General features: G+C 73.4%; 16 protein-coding genes. 10 read left to right on the top strand and 6 right to left on the bottom strand.

The annotated features are described in order from the left end of the window. Window positions 1-22: 22 nt before the first annotated feature. The 3 genes from SM577_RS29030 to SM577_RS29020 all read right to left on the bottom strand — a co-directional run bounded on the left by SM577_RS29030 (window position 23) and on the right by SM577_RS29020 (window position 2934). Window positions 23-1195, bottom strand: coding sequence for a zinc-dependent alcohol dehydrogenase (locus SM577_RS29030; protein WP_302921812.1), 1173 nt, complete (start codon window positions 1193-1195; stop codon window positions 23-25). 25 nt (window positions 1196-1220) lie between these two features. After that, complete coding sequence (locus SM577_RS29025) at window positions 1221-2174, bottom strand: SRPBCC family protein (RefSeq protein WP_302921813.1); 954 nt, start codon at window positions 2172-2174, stop codon at window positions 1221-1223. 145 nt (window positions 2175-2319) lie between these two features. Continuing rightward, the gene (locus tag SM577_RS29020; RefSeq protein WP_474588482.1) at window positions 2320-2934 is read right to left on the bottom strand and encodes a TetR/AcrR family transcriptional regulator; all 615 of its coding nucleotides are present in this window, start codon (window positions 2932-2934) and stop codon (window positions 2320-2322) included. Between the two features lie 172 nt (window positions 2935-3106). Between SM577_RS29020 and SM577_RS29015 the strand changes: the two genes are divergently transcribed. Continuing rightward, window positions 3107-4093: an alpha/beta fold hydrolase gene (locus SM577_RS29015; RefSeq protein ID WP_474588481.1), complete on the top strand. Its 987-nt coding sequence runs from the start codon at window positions 3107-3109 to the stop codon at window positions 4091-4093. A gap of 117 nt (window positions 4094-4210) precedes the next feature. Beyond that, window positions 4211-5080, top strand: a complete 870-nt coding sequence (locus SM577_RS29010; protein ID WP_474588480.1) for an alpha/beta fold hydrolase — start codon at window positions 4211-4213, stop codon at window positions 5078-5080. Window positions 5081-5092: 12 nt separating this feature from the next. Here SM577_RS29010 and SM577_RS29005 read toward each other — a convergent pair whose 3' ends face one another. Continuing rightward, window positions 5093-5995, bottom strand: coding sequence for a LysR family transcriptional regulator (locus tag SM577_RS29005; protein ID WP_474579870.1), 903 nt, complete (start codon window positions 5993-5995; stop codon window positions 5093-5095). Between the two features lie 81 nt (window positions 5996-6076). On the opposite strand from SM577_RS29005, the gene SM577_RS29000 reads away from it, so the two are divergent. From SM577_RS29000 to SM577_RS28965, 8 genes are all read left to right on the top strand, one after another. After that, window positions 6077-7078: a DMT family transporter gene (locus SM577_RS29000; RefSeq protein WP_474588479.1), complete on the top strand. Its 1002-nt coding sequence runs from the start codon at window positions 6077-6079 to the stop codon at window positions 7076-7078. A 98-nt stretch (window positions 7079-7176) separates the two neighbouring features. Beyond that, on the top strand, window positions 7177-7605 hold the full coding sequence (locus tag SM577_RS28995) for a hypothetical protein (protein WP_474588478.1): 429 nt from the start codon (window positions 7177-7179) through the stop codon (window positions 7603-7605). After that, complete coding sequence (locus SM577_RS28990) at window positions 7599-7826, top strand: helix-turn-helix transcriptional regulator (protein ID WP_368051115.1); 228 nt, start codon at window positions 7599-7601, stop codon at window positions 7824-7826. Before SM577_RS28995 ends, SM577_RS28990 begins: the two co-directional genes overlap by 7 nt. Next, window positions 7823-8818, top strand: coding sequence for an NAD(P)-dependent alcohol dehydrogenase (locus SM577_RS28985; RefSeq protein WP_474588477.1), 996 nt, complete (start codon window positions 7823-7825; stop codon window positions 8816-8818). Before SM577_RS28990 ends, SM577_RS28985 begins: the two co-directional genes overlap by 4 nt. A gap of 29 nt (window positions 8819-8847) precedes the next feature. Further along, on the top strand, window positions 8848-9387 hold the full coding sequence (locus SM577_RS28980; protein WP_302921821.1) for a GNAT family N-acetyltransferase: 540 nt from the start codon (window positions 8848-8850) through the stop codon (window positions 9385-9387). A gap of 96 nt (window positions 9388-9483) precedes the next feature. Then, on the top strand, window positions 9484-10419 hold the full coding sequence (locus tag SM577_RS28975) for a cyclase family protein (RefSeq protein WP_474588476.1): 936 nt from the start codon (window positions 9484-9486) through the stop codon (window positions 10417-10419). A gap of 169 nt (window positions 10420-10588) precedes the next feature. Then, window positions 10589-10936 carry an antibiotic biosynthesis monooxygenase family protein gene (locus SM577_RS28970; RefSeq protein WP_474588475.1) on the top strand — a complete coding sequence of 116 codons (348 nt, stop codon included), beginning with the start codon at window positions 10589-10591 and terminating at the stop codon, window positions 10934-10936. Between the two features lie 211 nt (window positions 10937-11147). Beyond that, window positions 11148-11579 (top strand): RidA family protein, encoded by a 432-nt coding sequence (locus tag SM577_RS28965; protein ID WP_474588474.1) that lies wholly within the window; start codon window positions 11148-11150, stop codon window positions 11577-11579. A gap of 9 nt (window positions 11580-11588) precedes the next feature. Here the strand turns inward: SM577_RS28965 and treZ are convergent, their stop codons facing one another. Continuing rightward, window positions 11589-13322, bottom strand: a complete 1734-nt coding sequence (gene treZ / locus SM577_RS28960) for a malto-oligosyltrehalose trehalohydrolase (protein ID WP_474588473.1) — start codon at window positions 13320-13322, stop codon at window positions 11589-11591. Continuing rightward, on the bottom strand, window positions 13319-15622 hold the full coding sequence (gene treY, locus SM577_RS28955; protein ID WP_474588472.1) for a malto-oligosyltrehalose synthase: 2304 nt from the start codon (window positions 15620-15622) through the stop codon (window positions 13319-13321). The genes treZ and treY overlap by 4 nt, the downstream gene beginning before the upstream one ends. Window position 15623 lies beyond the last annotated feature (1 nt).

Below are 15623 nucleotides of genomic sequence, written 5' to 3'. Positions count from 1 at the left end.
CCGGCCGGCCCCGCCGCCCGGGTCAGACCGTCAGCAACACCTTGGTGCAGTCGTCCTGCTTCTTCTGGAAGATCTTGTAGCCCTTCGGCGCGTCGGCCAGCGGCATCCGGTGGCTGATGATGAAGCTCGGGTCGATCTCGCCCCGCTGGATCCGCTCCAGCAGCGGCCGGGTGTAGCGCTGCACGTGGCACTGTCCGGTCCGCATGATCAGCGACCGGTTCATGAAGGCCCCCATCGGGAACTTGTCCACGAACCCGCCGTACGCGCCGACCACCGAGACCACCCCGCCGCTGCGGCAGGACAGGATCGCCTCGCGCAGCGCGAAGGGCCGTTCCGTCTCCAGCCGCACCGCCTGCTTGGCCCGGTCGTACGCGTAGATCGCGGCGTTGCCGTGGTGCCCCTCCAGGCCGACCGCGTCGATGCACGCGTCCGGCCCCCGGCCGGCGGTCAGCTCGTTGAGCGCGTCGAGCACGTCGGTGTCCTCGTAGTTGATCGTCTCGGCGCCGGCGTGCTCGCGGGCCAGCCCCAGCCGGTACGGGTACCGGTCGATGACGATCACCCGGTCGGCGCCGAGCAGCCGGGCGCTGGCCGCGGCGAGCAGCCCGACCGGGCCGGCGCCCCAGACGGCGACCACGTCACCCGGCTTGATGTCGCACATCTCGGCGCCCATGTAGCCGGTCGGGAACACGTCGGCGAGCATCACCGCCTGCTCGTCGGGCACCTCGTCGGGGACCTTGATCGGGCCGACGTCGGCGAACGGCACCCGGGCGTACTCGGCCTGGCCGCCGGCGTAGCCGCCGAGCAGGTGGGAGTAGCCGAAGATGCCGGCCGGCGAGTGACCCATGACCTTCTCGGCGATGCCGGCGTTGGGGTTGGAGTTCTCGCAGACCGAGTAGAGGCCGCGCTGGCAGGAGGTGCAGTGCCCGCAGGCGATCGGGAACGGCACCACCACCCGGTCGCCGGGCCGCAGGTTGCGCACCTGCGGGCCGACCTCGACCACCTCGCCCATGAACTCGTGGCCGAGGATGTCGCCCTTGCGCATGGCCGGGATGTAGCCGTGGTAGAGGTGCAGGTCCGAGCCGCAGATCGCGGTGGAGGTGATCCGGACGATCGCGTCCCGGGCGTTCATGATCTTCGGGTCGGGCACGTCGATGACCTTGACGGTGTCCTTGCCCATCCACGCGGTGGCCTTCATCGGCTCTCCTTTCCGGGTCGGTCGGTCATCGGGTGGCGGCCGGCAGCGGCTGGGCCGGGCGTTGCATGACCTGCTGGCGGACCGAGATGCCGTCCGGGCTGCCCTCGGAGCGGACCACCTCGCCGGTCTCCAGCACCTGCTTGAACCGGCGCAGGTCGTCGCGGACCTGCTGCTCCGGCTCCTCGCCGAAGAGCTTGGCGACGGTCCGGCCGAGCGCGCCGCCCGGCGGGGCGTAGCGCAGCTGCACGCGGACCTCGGTGCCCCGGTCGCCGGGGGCCGGTACGAAGCGGACCCGGCCGGCGTTGGGCACCCGGGTGCCGGGCAGCGACCGCCAGGCCAGCGACCGGTTCGGCTGGTCGTCGATGATCTCCGCGTCCCACTCGACAGAGCGGCCGGCCGGGCCGCGGGCGACCCAGTGCGAGCGGCGCAGGTCCTCGGCGCGCACCGACTCCAGGTGGGACATGAACCGGGGCAGGTTCTCCACGTCCCGCCAGTACCGGTACGCCTCGGCGGGCGTGCGGTTGACGGTGACCGCCAGCTCCATCCGGATCAGTCGCTGCCGGGCCCGGTGGGCGCGGCTGGCCCGTACCGCGGTGACCAGGTCGACGGCGGCGATGCCGGCGACCACGGCGGTGGTGAGGGCGACCCGCCGGCGGCGCTCGCCGCCGCGGTCGGCCATCGCCCGACCGAGCAGGGTCAGGTCCATCGCGTCGCCGGCCACCCTGGTCCACGCCCAGCCGGCCGGCCGGCGTCCGGCGATCAGCCCGGCCGCGTGCGCCAGCTCGCGGGCGCCGACCGCCGGGATCACCGCGCGGGCCGCGGGTGAATCGTCCACTCCGGTCAGCCGCGCGAGGGGACCGGGCGCGGCGAGCGCGCCCGCGCCGAGCGCCAGGCTGAGCCAACCCAGCGCCCGGGGCAGCAGCGCGGTCGGCTCCGGCCCGTCCAGTTCGGGCAACAGCACCTCGTCGGACCTGTCCACGGTCTGCCTCCTCGGTCGGCACGAGGCCGCCCGGTGCGACGGCGGGCGGCCTGGCGGTGAATCCGCCACCGTGACGCTATGCCCCGGAAACGGGCCATGAACCCGATTCCGCCGAGGTGACCGGGACGGCTTGCCGGCCGGAGGCTCAGCGGCGGCGGTACGACCGGTCCAGCAGCTCGACCAGTTCGTCGGCGGCGCGGCCGCTGTCGAAGTCCGGTCGGGCCAGCTGCTCGGCGACGATGGCGTCGACCGCGCCGTTGACCAGCACGGCGAGCAGGTCCGGGTCGACGTCGGGGCGGTAGTCCCCGGTGGCCCGGGCGGCCTCGACGAGAGCCGCCACGCTCTGCCGGCGGCTCGGCGCGTCCGGCCGGTCGGTGACGCCGGTCTCCTCCGCGATGGCCTCGACGATCATCCGGGCGTGCTCGGGGTGCGCCCGCAGGTGGGCGACGAGCGAACGCACGTAGGCCGCCAGGGCGTCGGCCCCGGAGGCCGCCTCGACGGCCGCGCCGACCTCCGCGACCAGTGCCTCGATGGCCGCGGCGTAGGCGGCCCGCACCACCGCGTCCTTGGAGGGGAAGTGGTAGAGCACGGCCGCCTTGGACAGGCCCGCCGCCTCGGCGATGCGCGCCAGGGAGGTGCCGGCGTAGCCGTGCCGGGCGACCAGGTCGGTGGTCACCCGGATGAGCTGGGCACGCCGCGCCTGCTCGGTGAGGGTCAGCGGCCGGTCGGCGCGGTCCCTGCGGGTGGCGTCCGGTGTCATGCGGCGGTCCTCGGCTCTCGGGCGGTCGGCCCCGGCCAGCCTAGCCGGCCCGGCCGCCTGGCTGACCGGACGGTCGGTGTTTCTACCGCATGGTAGAAAATCTGACCGCTCGGTAGAATGGGGGACGCGAACGATCCATCGGAGATCACCACCGGAACCGAAGGTGAGCACCATGCGAGTACGCGTACCTCAGCTGCGGCATCGGCGGCGCTGGCTCCTCGGCGGCACCCTGGCCCTGGTCACCGCCCTGGCGGTGGCCGCCGGGCTCGCGCTGCACCAACCCTCGCCGGTCGGCTACTTCGTCTCCACCGAGGCGCAGGACCGCTTCGACCGGGCCTACCGGCGGGCGATGGCCGACCTGCCCACGCCGGACCGCACCCTCGACGTCCGGACCAGCTACGGCGTGGTCCGGGTCTACCACTTCGCCGGCGCCTCCCCCGCCGCCGACCCGCTGCTGCTGCCGGGCCGGGCCGCCCCCTCGCCGGTGTGGGCCGACAACCTGCCGGCGCTGCTGCGGCTGCGCAACGTGTACACGGTGGACCTGCTCGGGGAACCCGGGATGAGCGTCCAGCGCCGCCCGATCGGCTCGGCCGAGGACCACGCGCAGTGGCTGCACGAGCTACTGCGCGGGCTGCCCGAGCAGCGGCTGCACCTGGTCGGCCTGTCGATCGGCGGCTGGACGGCGATGAACCTCGCGGCGCACCGGCCGGAGAAGGTCGCCAGCGTCGTCCTGGTGGAGCCGGTCCTGGTCTTCACCGACCTGTCCTGGGCGGCGGTGCTCCGGTCGATCCCGGCGAGCGTGCGCTGGTTCCCCCGCTCCTGGCGGGACGACTTCGCCAGCTGGACGGCGAACGGCGCACCGGTCGAGGACGTCCCGGTCGCCGAGCTGATCGAGGCCGGGATGCAGTCGTACGTGCTGAGGCTGCCGACCCCCGACCGGCTCACCGACGAGCAGCTCGCCGGCGTGCGGGTGCCGGTGCTGACCCTGCTCGCCGGGAAGTCGCCGATGCACGACGCCGCGGTCGGGGCCGAGCACGCCCGCCGCGTCCTGCCCGACGGGGTGGTGAAGGTCTACCCGGACGCCTCGCACGCGATCAACGGCGAACACCCGGAGGAGATCGCCGCGGACATCGCCGCCCACCTGACCCGCGTCCGGTGACCGGGGGGCCGCCCGCCGACGCCGCGCCACGCGCGAACGCGCGACCAGGCCGCCGCGGTGGGGCAGGATGACCGGTGGCTGTCGAGTTCCCCGAGTGGTGAAGAGGTCACAGGCGCCATGGGTAGCCCGGAACTGGTCAGGTACGAGATCGGCGACGCCGAGCTGGCGGTGCGGTTGGCGGGCGACCGGCAGCAGCCGGCGCTGCTGCTGATCCACGGGTTTCCGGCCTCCTCGGCGTCGTTCCGGAACGTGATCGACACCCTCGCGCGGACCTGCTTCGTGATCGCTCCCGACCTGCCCGGGTTCGGTGGTTCCGCGCCGATCGACCGGCCCTCGTTCGCCCGGTTCGCGGACCTGGTCGGCGAGCTGCTCGCCCGACTCGACGCCCGGTCCTTCCACCTCTACCTGCACGACTACGGAGCGCCGGTGGGGCTCCACCTCGCCACCCGGGCGCCGGAGCGGGTCCGCGGCCTCATCGTCCAGAACGCCAACGCCCACACCAGCGGGATGGGGCCCACCTGGTCGGCCACCCGCGCCTACTGGGACGACCCCACCCCGGAACGGGCGGCCGAGGCGACCGCGCACCTGAGCTTCGAGGGGGTGCGCGACCAGTACGTGGGCGGCATACCCGGCGACCTCGCCGAGCGCGTCGACCCCCGGCTGTGGGCGGCGGACTGGCGGATCATGTCGCTCCCCGGCCGGCTGGAGACCAACCGCGCGCTGGTGCTCGACTATCGCCACCACGTCGCGCGCTTCGGGGAGATCTCCGACTACCTCGCTCGCTGGCAGCCACCCGCGCTGATGCTGTGGGGGCGGCACGACATCTTCTTCGACCTCGCCGAGACCCTCTCCTGGCTGAGGGCGCTGCCGCGGATGGAGGCACACATCCTCGACGGACCACACTTCCTGCTGGAGACCCACCCGGTCGAGTGCGCCGCCCTGATGGACGCCTTCATCCGCCGGGTGGAGGAGCAGCGCCGCCGGTGAGCGGCCGCCGGATCACCGGGCCGGGCCCACCAGCGTCGCGGCCTCCCGCAGCGCGGCGACCGCCGTCCGCACCGCCGGGGCGTGCTCGACCCCGTCGTGCACCACCGCGTGGATCGACCGGATCGGTGTCGGGCGGACGAGCCGCACGCAGGTCACGCCGGGGGGCAGGTGGGCCGCGCCGAGCGCGGGCAGCACCGTCGGGCCGATGCCGGCCGCGACGAAGGCGAGCGCCGTCGGGTAGTCGTGCGCCTCGACCCGGAAGGCCGGGCTGAACCCGGCGGCGGTGCAGGCCTCGATGAGGTTGTCGCGGCACCAGCCGCGGGCGAAGTCGTTGTCGACCCAGCCCTCGTCGGCCAGGTCGGCCAGGTCCACCTGCCCCTTGCCGGCGAGGCGGTGCCCGGCGGGGAGCACCGCCACGTAGGGGTCGTCGACCAGGTGCTCGGCGGTGAAGCCGGAGCCGGGGTCGAAGCCTGACCCGGCCACCACCACCTGGATGTCGGCGCGCTCCTCCCGGCTGTCCGGGATCTGTTCGCGCAGTCGCAGGTCGAGCCGGACACCGGGGTGCTCGGTGAGGATGCGCCGCACCACGAGCGGCATCCACGCCGCCCCGACCGACGCGAAGTACGCGACGGAGAGTGCGCCGGTGCGGCCGGCCCGCAGGTCGGCGACCAGCGACTCGGCCGCGCCGAGCCGGGCGAGCACCCGTTCGGCTTCGGCGGCCAGGGCGTGCCCGGCCGCCGTGGGCCGCAGGCCCCGCCCAGCCCGGGCGAGGAGGGTGAGGCCCGTCTCGCGCTGGAGCGCGGTGAGGTGCTGGCTGATGGCGGAGGGGGTGTAGCCGAGGTTGGACGCGGCCGCCTGGACGGACCCGGACGCCACGACGGAGCGGAAGACACGGAGACGGTGGACGTCGAGCATGCCACGACTATAAAGCTCGACTGAATCGTGGTGAAGATATGTTCACTGGTGCTGCACGGTAAGCCGCACGAGAATCACCACATGACCCGTACGCGCACCGCCAGCCTCGCCGCCCCGAGCCGCTCCGACGCCCGGCCCGCGGCGGCCGGAGACGCACCCACCGGCGTGCCGGCGGACTCCCGGCCCCGGTCGTGGCCGACCGTGGCCGCCGCCGGAATCACCGTGTTCCTGTGGGCGTCGGCGTTCGTCGGCATCCGCTTCGCCGGGCACGACTACTCCCCCGGCGCCATGGCGCTGGGCCGGATGGCGGTGGCGTCGGCCGCGCTGAGCGCGTTCGTGGCCCTCACCGCCGGCGTCCGGCGCGGGCGGGCGCCGCACGCCGTGCCGGGCCGCCGGGCCGCGCCGCCCCGGGGCGGCACCCTGGGACTGATCGCGCTCTGGGGCGTGGCCTGGTTCGGCGGGTACAACGTGGCACTCAACGCGGCCGAGCGGCTGGTCGACGCCGGCACGGCGGCACTGCTGGTGGCGATCGCGCCCATCCTCGTCGCGGTGGCCGCGGTCGCCGTCCTGGGCGAGCGGCTCACCGGCCGGCTCGGCGTCGGGGTGGTGGTCGCCTTCGCGGGGGTCGCCCTGATCGCGGCCGGCGGCTTCACCGGGCAGGCGGACAAGGTCGGCGTCGCGCTGGCGGTGCTCTCCGCCGTGCTGTACGCCTTCGGCGTACTGCTCCAGAAGCGCCTGCTGGCGCGGGTGGACGCCGTGACGATGACCTGGCTCGGCGCGCTGGCCGGGACGGTGGCCCTGCTGCCCTTCGCGCCCGCGCTCGTCGCGGAGCTCGCCGCGGCCCCGGCGCCGGCCACCCTGGGCATGCTCTACCTGGGGGTGTTCCCGACCGCTGTCGGCTTCCTCGCCTGGGGCTACGTGCTGTCCCGCTGGACCGCCGGCCGCACCACCGCCGCCACCTACCTGTCGCCGCCGGTGACCGTGCTGCTGTCGTGGACGCTGCTGGGCGAGGTACCGGCGCCGCTCGCGCTGCTCGGCGGCGCGCTCTGCCTGACCGGCGTGGTGTTCGCGACCCGCCGCTGACACCCTCGCGCCCGCCTCCCGATGTAAAACTTTCTAGACACGGTGTCAAGAACGCCTTACTTGACTGTGTCAAGGATTCTTTACATCGGGAGGCGGTCATGACGCACGAGGAGAAACGCGCCTGGATCATGCTGGTGGTCAGCGCGGTCGGCTACGCCGTCTACGCGACCGTCGTGCTGAGCCGGGTCGACGGCGGGCCACTCGCCGCCACCCCCTACGCCGGCGTTCTGCTGTGGACCATCGGCGGCGCGATCGTCGCGAGCATCGTGGCCGAGATCGCCATGGGCGTGGTGAACCCCCGGGCGTCCCGGGTCAGGGACGACCGCGACCGGGAGATCGGGCGGCTCGGCGACCACGTCGGCCAGGCGTTCGTCGTCATCGGCGCGGTGTCGGCGCTGCTCATGGCGCTGGCCGAGTGGGACTGGTTCTGGATCGCCAACGTCATCTACCTGTGCTTCGTCCTGTCGGCGGTGGTCGGCTCGCTGGCGAAGGTGATCGTCTACCGCCGGGGTGTCCCGCAGTGGTGAAGCCGACCCGCGTCACCAACAGCATCCGCGCGCTGCGCTTCGCGCACGACGAGATGACCCAGGCCGAGCTGGCCGAGCGGATCGGCGTGACCCGGCAGACGGTCATCGCCATCGAGCAGGGCCGCTACTCCCCCTCGCTGGAGATGGCGTTCCGGATCGCCCGCGTGTTCGGCGCGCGGCTCGACGACGTGTTCCAGTACCCCGAGGAGGCGGCACCGTGAAAGCCATCGTCCACGACAGCTACGGCCCGGCCGACGTACTCCGGCTCCGCGACATCGACCAGCCGGCCATCGGCGACGACGACGTCCTGGTCCAGGTCCGCGCCGCCGCGGTCGACCCCGGAGTGTGGATCTTCATGACCGGCCGCCCCTACCTGGCGCGACTGGCCAGCGGGTTGCGCCGGCCCCGGGTGCCGGTGCTCGGCCGGGACCTGGCCGGCGTGGTGGCCGCGGCCGGCGCCCGGGTGACCCGGTTCCGGCCGGGCGACGAGGTCTACGGCACCTGCCTGCGCGGCTCGTACGCCGAGTTCGCCAGCGCGCCGCAGCGGCGACTGGCCCACAAGCCGGCCAACCTGTCATTCGCGCAGGCCGCCGCGGCGCCGGTCTCCGGGATGACGGCGCTGCGCGCGGTCCGCGACAGCGGCCAGGTCCGCGCCGGGCACCGGGTGCTGGTCATCGGCGCGTCCGGCGGCGTCGGCTCCCACGCCGTGCAGATCGCCAAGGCGTACGGGGCGACGGTCACCGCCGTCTGCGCCCCGGCCCGGGCCGAGTTCGTCCGCTCCCTCGGCGCCGACGACGTCCTCGACTACACCAGCGAGGAGGTCGACCGCGACGGCCCGGTCTACGACGTGGTCATCGACACCGGCGGCGACCGGCCGTTCTCGCTGCTGCGCCGCGCCCTCACCCCGCGCGGGACGCTGGCGCTGGTCGGCGGCGCGTACACCAAGGGCCCGGTGCTCAGCGGCTACGACCGGCAGATGGTCCGCGCACCGCTGCTGTCCCTGTTCGTCGGCCAACGGCTGCGCAGCGTCAGCGCCGTGGAGCGGGCCGAGGACCTGGCGGAGCTGGGGAGGCTCATCGAGTCCGGCGCGCTCACCCCGGCGGTGGACCGCACCTATCCCCTGGCCGAGACGGCGGACGCGATCCGCCACCTCCGGGACGGTCACCCGGCCGGAAAGATCGTCATCACCATGCCCGAATTAACCGGTCGTTGACCAGCCGGGCCGGCTGTTAGCGTCGGGCGGTGTTCGCCACCGAACGGGTGCGACTGCGCCCACCCACGCCCGACGACGCGCCGAACCTGTTCCGCCTGAAGAGCGATCCCGAGCTGCACCTGATCACCGACGGCGAGCCGTTCCTGCCGCGCCACGTCGGCCAGCTCCGGGCCTGGCTGGAGCGGCAGGTCGTCGAGCCGGCCGACGGCCAGAGCCCGGTGCTGCTGCTGGCCGAGACCGTGGCCGACGGCACCTTCCTGGGCCGCGGCGTGCTGTGGGGGATCAACGCGTTCAACGGGTACGGCCACCTCGGCATCGCGCTGGTCCCCGAGGCGCGCGGCCAGGGATACGGGACCGAGGTGATCCACCTGCTCTGCCGGTACGGCTTCCGCAACCGCAACCTGCGCCGGCTGGAGCTGGAGACGCTGGCCAGCAACACGGCCATGCGGCGGACCGCGGAGGCGTGCGGCTTCACCCACGAGGGCACCCAGCGGGAGCGCGAGTACGACGGCGACGGCTTCGCTGACTTCGTGCTCTACGGCCTGCTCCGGCGCGACTGGAAGCCGTAACCGGGCGGTCCTTCCGGGAGGGCGGGATAGCCTACCTGCGGCGCCGCGATCCGCGTGACCGGAGGAGTCGATGCTGGGATGACGGCAGAGCGACCGATGCCCACACAGGACGACGTGCTCGGGTACTTCCACACGCTGTCGAACTGGGGACGGTGGGGCGACGACGACCAGCTCGGGACGCTGAACCACATCACCGACGACGTCCGGCTGGCGGCGGCGCGGGCCGTACGCCACGGCAGGAGCGTGTCGTGCGCCTGGGAGGTCGCCGCACCGGAGGAGATGGAGCGGTCGACGACGACGTGCCCGTGCGCCGCCGACATGCCGGGTGCCGAGAACATGCCGCCCGCCTTCCACGCCGACCGGCGCTGGGGCTTCTCGTCCGAACGGCTCGGCATCATGTTCCACGGCAACACCGTCACCCACCTCGACTCGCCGTGCCACATCTTCTGGGACGGCACGATGTACAACGGGCGGTCGCACTCGTTGGTCGACGCCGCCACGGGATCGGGGTGGGCGGCCGTCACGGCGGCGGCGAACGGGATCGTCACGCGTGGTGTCCTGCTGGACGTCGCGAGGGTCCGTGGTGTGCCGTGGCTGGAACCGGGGCAGGGTGTGTGTCCCGACGACCTGGAGGAGGCCGAGCGTCGCCAGGGGGTGCGGGTGCGACCCGGCGACGCGGTACTGCTGCGGACCGGCTACGGCCGCTTCCGGCACGAGTCCGGTGCGGCCAGTGGGTTCACGCAGGCCGGCTGGCACGCGTCCTGCCTGCCGTGGCTGCACGAACGGGAGGTCGCGCTGATCGGCGCGGACACCCCGCAGGACGTCCAGCCGTCGGGGTACGACGACGTGCTGATGCCGGTGCACGCCGTGAGCCTCGTCGCGATGGGGCTGTGGCTGCTCGACAACTGCGACCTGGAGGCGTGCGCGACGACGGCCGCCGACCTCGGCCAGTGGGACTTCCAGCTCGCGGTCGCGCCGATCCGCTTCGCCGGTATCTCCGGCAGCCCGGTGAACCCGATCGCCACCTTCTGACCTGACGTACCCCGTCAGGCCGGCCGCCCGCGATCCTGTTCACCCACGCCGCCCGGTGTCGATCCCGGTCACGAGCGGGCGTGGCATGGCGGTAAACCGGGTTGTGGGTGCGGGTGGGCGCGCGAGATCGTTTGAGGCGGCACCCTGCCGCACCTGTTGGAGGACTTCAATGGCCGACCTCGCGCCCGCATCGCTGCCCGCCCCGCCCTACTACGCGGTCGTGTTCACCTCCGTGCGGACCGCTGGCGACAACGGCTACCGGGACCGGGCCGAGCAGATGCTGAAGCTGGCTGCCGACCAGCCGGGATTCCTCGGGGTCGATTCGGCTCGGGGTGCGGACGGTCTGGGGATCACGGTGTCGTACTGGCGAGACGAGGAGTCGATCGCGGCCTGGCGGGCTCACGCGGAGCACGCCCCGGTCCGTGCCCACGGGCGGGAGCACTGGTATGCCTCGTTCGCGGTGCACGTAGCCAAGGTCGAGCGCGCCTACGGTTTCACCCGCCCAGCAGGTCGGTAGGCGCCGCCGCGGTTTCACCGCCGCCACTTTGGACGCCCCGGCCGGCCTGTTCCTTCCGCCCCTGCGTCTCGCGCAGAAGCTGGACGGTCCGGCAGCTGCGGCTGGAGCAGGACGACAGTTGTCACGATTGGTAATCGCCCGAGCACTCGGCAACTATTGTCGATCGTTCACAGTGACGTCGGCACAGTGGATGCGGAGGGGCGAGGGCGAGATGGCCGGTAACGTTCGCACGGGAGAGGTCGATGAACTGACGTTCATCAACCCGACGGGTCTCTACGATCCTCGGCCGAACGCGTACTCCCATCTTGCGGTGTTCCCGGCCGGCTGGCGGATGATCCTTCCGGCCGGACAGGGCGGCGAGACCGCGGACGGCAACCTGGTGGCGGACTTCGGGACGCAGCTCCGGCAAGCGCTGACGAACACGGAGACCGTGCTCGCGGCCGCCGGCGCCACGATGTCGGACGTGGCGAAGTTCAACCTGCTCATCGTCGACCACGACGAGGAGAAGTTCGGGGTGGTGAAACAGGAGTTCGGTCGGGTGTGGGGTGACCGCAAGCCGGCATGGACGCTGATCCCGGTGCCCGCCCTGGCGTTGCCCGGCATGCTGGTGGAGATCGACGTCATCGCTGTGGTGCCGCGCTGAGAGAACAGCTCACAGCGCCACTATCGCCGCCGTCTCCGCCGGTAGCTCGATGCGGTCGCGCATCACCGTTACCCCGTCCCCGGTCGCCAGCAGCACCCGCCGCGCCACCCCGGGCAGCGTGATCCGCTGCGGCTTCCCCGCCAGGTTCGCCGCCACCAGGCACTCCCCCCGCCGCATCACCAGGAACTGGTCCCCGTGCCGCACGTCCACCGCCGACAGCCGCGGATCCGACAGGTCGGCCCGCGACTTCCGCAGCGCGATCAGCCGCCGGTAGAACTCGTACATCTCCCGGTGCTCCGGCTTGTCCAGCTCCGCCCAGTCCAACCGCGACCGCAGGAACGTCTCCGGATCCTGCGGATCCGGCACGTCAGCCGAGGCCCACCCGTGCGAGGCGAACTCCCGCTTGCGCCCAGCGGCAACGGCAGCAGCAAGCTCCGGTTCGGGATGCGACGTGAAGAACTGCCACGGCGTGGAGGCCGCCCACTCCTCCCCCATGAACAGCATCGGCGTGAACGGCGCCGTCATCAGCAGCGTCGCGCCCACCCGCAGCAGCGCAGGCGACAGCGAAGCCGAGAGACGATCACCAACCGCCCGGTTCCCGATCTGGTCGTGGTTCTGCAAATAAGCCACTAACCGGTGCCCGGGCAGCCGCTGGCGATCCACCGGCCGCCCGTGGTGCCGCTGCCGGAACGACGACCAGGTGCCCGCGTGGAAGAACCCGCCGGTCAGCACGTCGGTCAGCGCTTCGAGGGACCCGAAGTCCCCGTAGTAGCCCTGCCGCTCTCCCGTCAGCAGCGTGTGCAGCGCGTGGTGGGCGTCGTCGTTCCACTGGGCGTGCAGGCCGTACCCGCCGGCCTCGCGGGGCGTGATGAGCCGCGGGTCGTTGAGGTCGGATTCGGCGATCAGCGACAGCGGCCGGCCCAGGTGCGTCGACAGCGCCTCGACCTCGACGGTCATCTCCTCCAGCAGGTGCGTGGCGCGGGAGTCGGGCATGGCGTGCACGGCGTCCAGCCGCAGGCCGTCGACGTGGTAGTCGCGCAGCCACATCAGCACGGAGTCGATGATGTAGCGGCGTACGCCGTCGGAGTGCGGCCCGTCCAGGTTGACGGTGCGGCCCCACGGGTTGCTCTGCTCGCTGAGGTACGGCGCGAACATCGGCGCGTAGGCCCCGGAGGGGCCGAAATGGTTGTAGACGACGTCGAGGATCACCCCCAGCCCCTTGGCGTGGGCGGCGTCGACCAGGCGTTTCAGCCCGTCCGGCCCGCCGTAGGGCTCGTGCGGGGCGAACCAGCAGACCCCGTCGTACCCCCAGTTGTGCTCGCCGTTGAAGGCGTTGACCGGCAGCAGCTCGATCAGGTCGACGCCCAGGTCGACCAGGTGGTCGAGCTTGCCGATCGCCGCGTCGAAGGTGCCCTCGGGGGTGAACGTGCCGACGTGCAGCTCGTACAGGACGCTGCCGGGCAGTTGCCGGCCGGTCCACGACGCGTCGGTCCAGGGGAACGAGGAATGGGAGTAGAGCCGGCTCGGCCCGTGCACGCCGGCCGGCTGCCAGGCCGAGCGGGGGTCGGGCAGGGGTTGGTCGTCGTCGTCGAGGAGGAAGGCGTAGTCGGTGCCGGGGCCGGCGCCGGGCACCTCGACCCGCCACCACCCGCCCGGGCCGGGGCGCATCGCGCGGTCCGCGTCGCCGGTCAGGCGCAGCCGGACCCGGGTGGCGTCCGGCGCCCACACCGCGAATTCGGTCATGACGCAGCCTCCACGGACTCGGTGGTGGGAGCCAGCAGCGCGACGGGATAGGTGCTCAGCAGATCATGAAGGAGCAGCTCAGACCCACTGTAGACCCGACCGGTGAACATGTCCCTAACTCGATGAACAGAAATCGACAGGGTGGTGCCGCGCCACCCGCCGGCGGCGGCCAGCCGCAGCGGCAGCCGGGTCGCCACCGCTGTCGCGCCACCCCGGTCGAAGGCCACCACGTGCCGGGCGGCCGGCCCGCGCACCGGCACCGGCCGGTAGCCGGTGAACAGCTCCGGGCGGTCCCGCCGCAGCCGCAGGGTCCGCGACACCACCAGCAGCTTCGCCGCCCCGCCGGCGTCGACCGCCGGCCGCCAGCCGGCGTCGAGCCGGGCCAGCAGCTCCCGGCGTACGGCGAAGTCGACCGGCCGCCGGTTGTCCGGGTCGACCAGGGAGTTGTCCCACAGCTCGGTGCCCTGGTAGGTGTCCGGCACCCCGGGCATGGCCAGCTGCACCAGCTTCTGCCCGAGTGAGTTGGACCAGCCCGCCGGGGTGATCTCGGCGGCGAAGGCACCGATCGAAGCGTTCAGGGCGGCGTCGTCGTACATCGCGTCGACCAGCGCGTGCATGGCCCGCTCGAACGCCGGGTCGGGGTCGGTCCAGCTGGTCGACGCGGCGGCCTCCCGGGCCGCCTTCTCGGCGTACGCGTGCAGGCGCTCGCGCTCGATCGGCCAGGCGCCGACGGCGGTCTGCCACAGCAGGTGCGCGAAGGCCGGGTCCGGCAGCGGTACCCGTGCCATCCAGTCGCCCACCAGCGACGCCCAGCGCTCCGGCAGCTCCGACAGGACGGCCAGCCGGGCCCGCACGTCCTCCGACCGCTTGGTGTCGTGGGTGGAGAGCGTGGTCAGGCTCGCCGGCCAGCGCACCTGCCGGGCGGTGGCGAACCGGTGGAACTCGGCCGGCGGCACGCCGAAGTGCGCCGGGCTGCCGCCGACCTCGTTGAGCGCCACGAACCGGCTCCACCGGTAGAACGCGGTGTCCTCCACGCCCTTGGCCATCACCGCGCCGGTGAACTGCGGGAACCGCTGGGCCAGCTCGTCGTCGGGGTCGCGCAGCCGGCGGGTGAGCGCGTCCAGGGCGCCGGTGAGGTCGGGGCGGCGCCGGCCGGCCTCGGCGCGGGCGGCGGCCAGGTGCCGGGCGCCCTCCGGCGGGTAGCCCCGGTACACCGGGAAGGCGGCGGCGAGTTCGGCCAGCGCCGACCGGGCCGCGGCCGGCTCCACCTCGGGGGCGAGCGCGGCCAGCCGGGTCAGCTCGGCGGCGAGCAGCCGGGTGGCCGCGGCCAGCTTGGTGTCGTGGGTCAGGTCCTGCCACGAGGTGGGGTGCCCGACCAGCCGGGTGTCCAGGGCGGTGAAGTCGGCTTCGGCGTCCGGGTCGACGAAGAGGCCGCCGACGGCGGCGAGGGCGTCGTAGCCGGTGGTGCCGTCCACCGGCCAGTCCGGCAGCTCCTCGCCGTACTCAAGGATCTTCTCCACCACCAGCCAGGCGCCCGGCGCGGCCGCCCGCAGCCGGGCCAGGTAGCCGGCCGGGTCGCGCAGCCCGTCGGGGTGGTCGACCCGGATGCCGTCTACCTCGCCGGCCGCCGCCCAGCGCAGGATCTCGGCGTGCGTGGCGGCGAAGACCTCCGGGTCCTCCACCCGCAGCCCGGCCAGGTCCGAGACGGCGAAGAACCGGCGGTACGTCAGCTCGGCGTCACCGCGCCGCCAGGAGACCAGCTCGTAGTGCTGCCGGTCGTGCACCTGGCGGGGCGTGCCCTCGCCGGTGCCGTCGGCGATCGGGAAGCGGTGCTCGTGGTAGCGCAGCTCGCCGTCGGCCAGCTTGAGGTCGTCGAGGGCGTGCGGGTTGTCGGCGAGCACCGGCAGCAGCAGCCGGCCGCGCTCCCAGTCGATGTCGAACCAGCCCGCGTACGCCGACTCGCGGCCCCGGCGCAGCACGTCCCACCAGGCCGGATTGGCCGCCGGCACGGCCACCCCGGCGTGGTTCGGCACGATGTCCACGACCAGGCCGAGGCCGGCCGCCCGCAACGCCCGCACCAGGCGTTGCCGGCCGGACTCGCCGCCCAGTTCCGGGTTGACCGCCCGGTGGTCGACCACGTCGTAGCCGTGTGCGGAGCCGGGCGTGGCGGTCAGCAGCGGCGCGCTGTACAGGTGGCTGACGCCGAGGTCGGCCAGGTAGTCGGCGAGGCCGGCGGTGGCGGCCAGGTCGAAGCCGGGGCGGACCTGCACGCGGTAGGTGGCGCGAGGGGTGGTCGCCATG

The organism is Micromonospora desertarenae (assembly GCF_056150265.1).
This window is presented reverse-complemented; position numbering and strand designations above follow the sequence as displayed.

Bases quoted from the DNA above. Each gene is read 5' to 3' on its own strand.
- SM577_RS28965 (WP_474588474.1), top strand. From the start codon at position 11,148: ATGGCCGGTAACGTTCGCACGGGAGAGGTCGATGAACTGACGTTCATC.
- SM577_RS28995 (WP_474588478.1), top strand. From the start codon at position 7,177: ATGACGCACGAGGAGAAACGCGCCTGGATCATGCTGGTGGTCAGCGCG.
- SM577_RS29030 (WP_302921812.1), bottom strand. From the start codon at position 1,195: ATGAAGGCCACCGCGTGGATGGGCAAGGACACCGTCAAGGTCATCGAC.
- SM577_RS29015 (WP_474588481.1), top strand. From the start codon at position 3,107: ATGCGAGTACGCGTACCTCAGCTGCGGCATCGGCGGCGCTGGCTCCTC.
- treZ (WP_474588473.1), bottom strand. From the start codon at position 13,322: ATGACCGAATTCGCGGTGTGGGCGCCGGACGCCACCCGGGTCCGGCTG.
- SM577_RS28975 (WP_474588476.1), top strand. From the start codon at position 9,484: ATGCCCACACAGGACGACGTGCTCGGGTACTTCCACACGCTGTCGAAC.
- SM577_RS29005 (WP_474579870.1), bottom strand. From the start codon at position 5,995: ATGCTCGACGTCCACCGTCTCCGTGTCTTCCGCTCCGTCGTGGCGTCC.
- treY (WP_474588472.1), bottom strand. From the start codon at position 15,622: ATGGCGACCACCCCTCGCGCCACCTACCGCGTGCAGGTCCGCCCCGGC.
- SM577_RS29000 (WP_474588479.1), top strand. From the start codon at position 6,077: ATGACCCGTACGCGCACCGCCAGCCTCGCCGCCCCGAGCCGCTCCGAC.
- SM577_RS29010 (WP_474588480.1), top strand. From the start codon at position 4,211: ATGGGTAGCCCGGAACTGGTCAGGTACGAGATCGGCGACGCCGAGCTG.
- SM577_RS29020 (WP_474588482.1), bottom strand. From the start codon at position 2,934: ATGACACCGGACGCCACCCGCAGGGACCGCGCCGACCGGCCGCTGACC.
- SM577_RS28970 (WP_474588475.1), top strand. From the start codon at position 10,589: ATGGCCGACCTCGCGCCCGCATCGCTGCCCGCCCCGCCCTACTACGCG.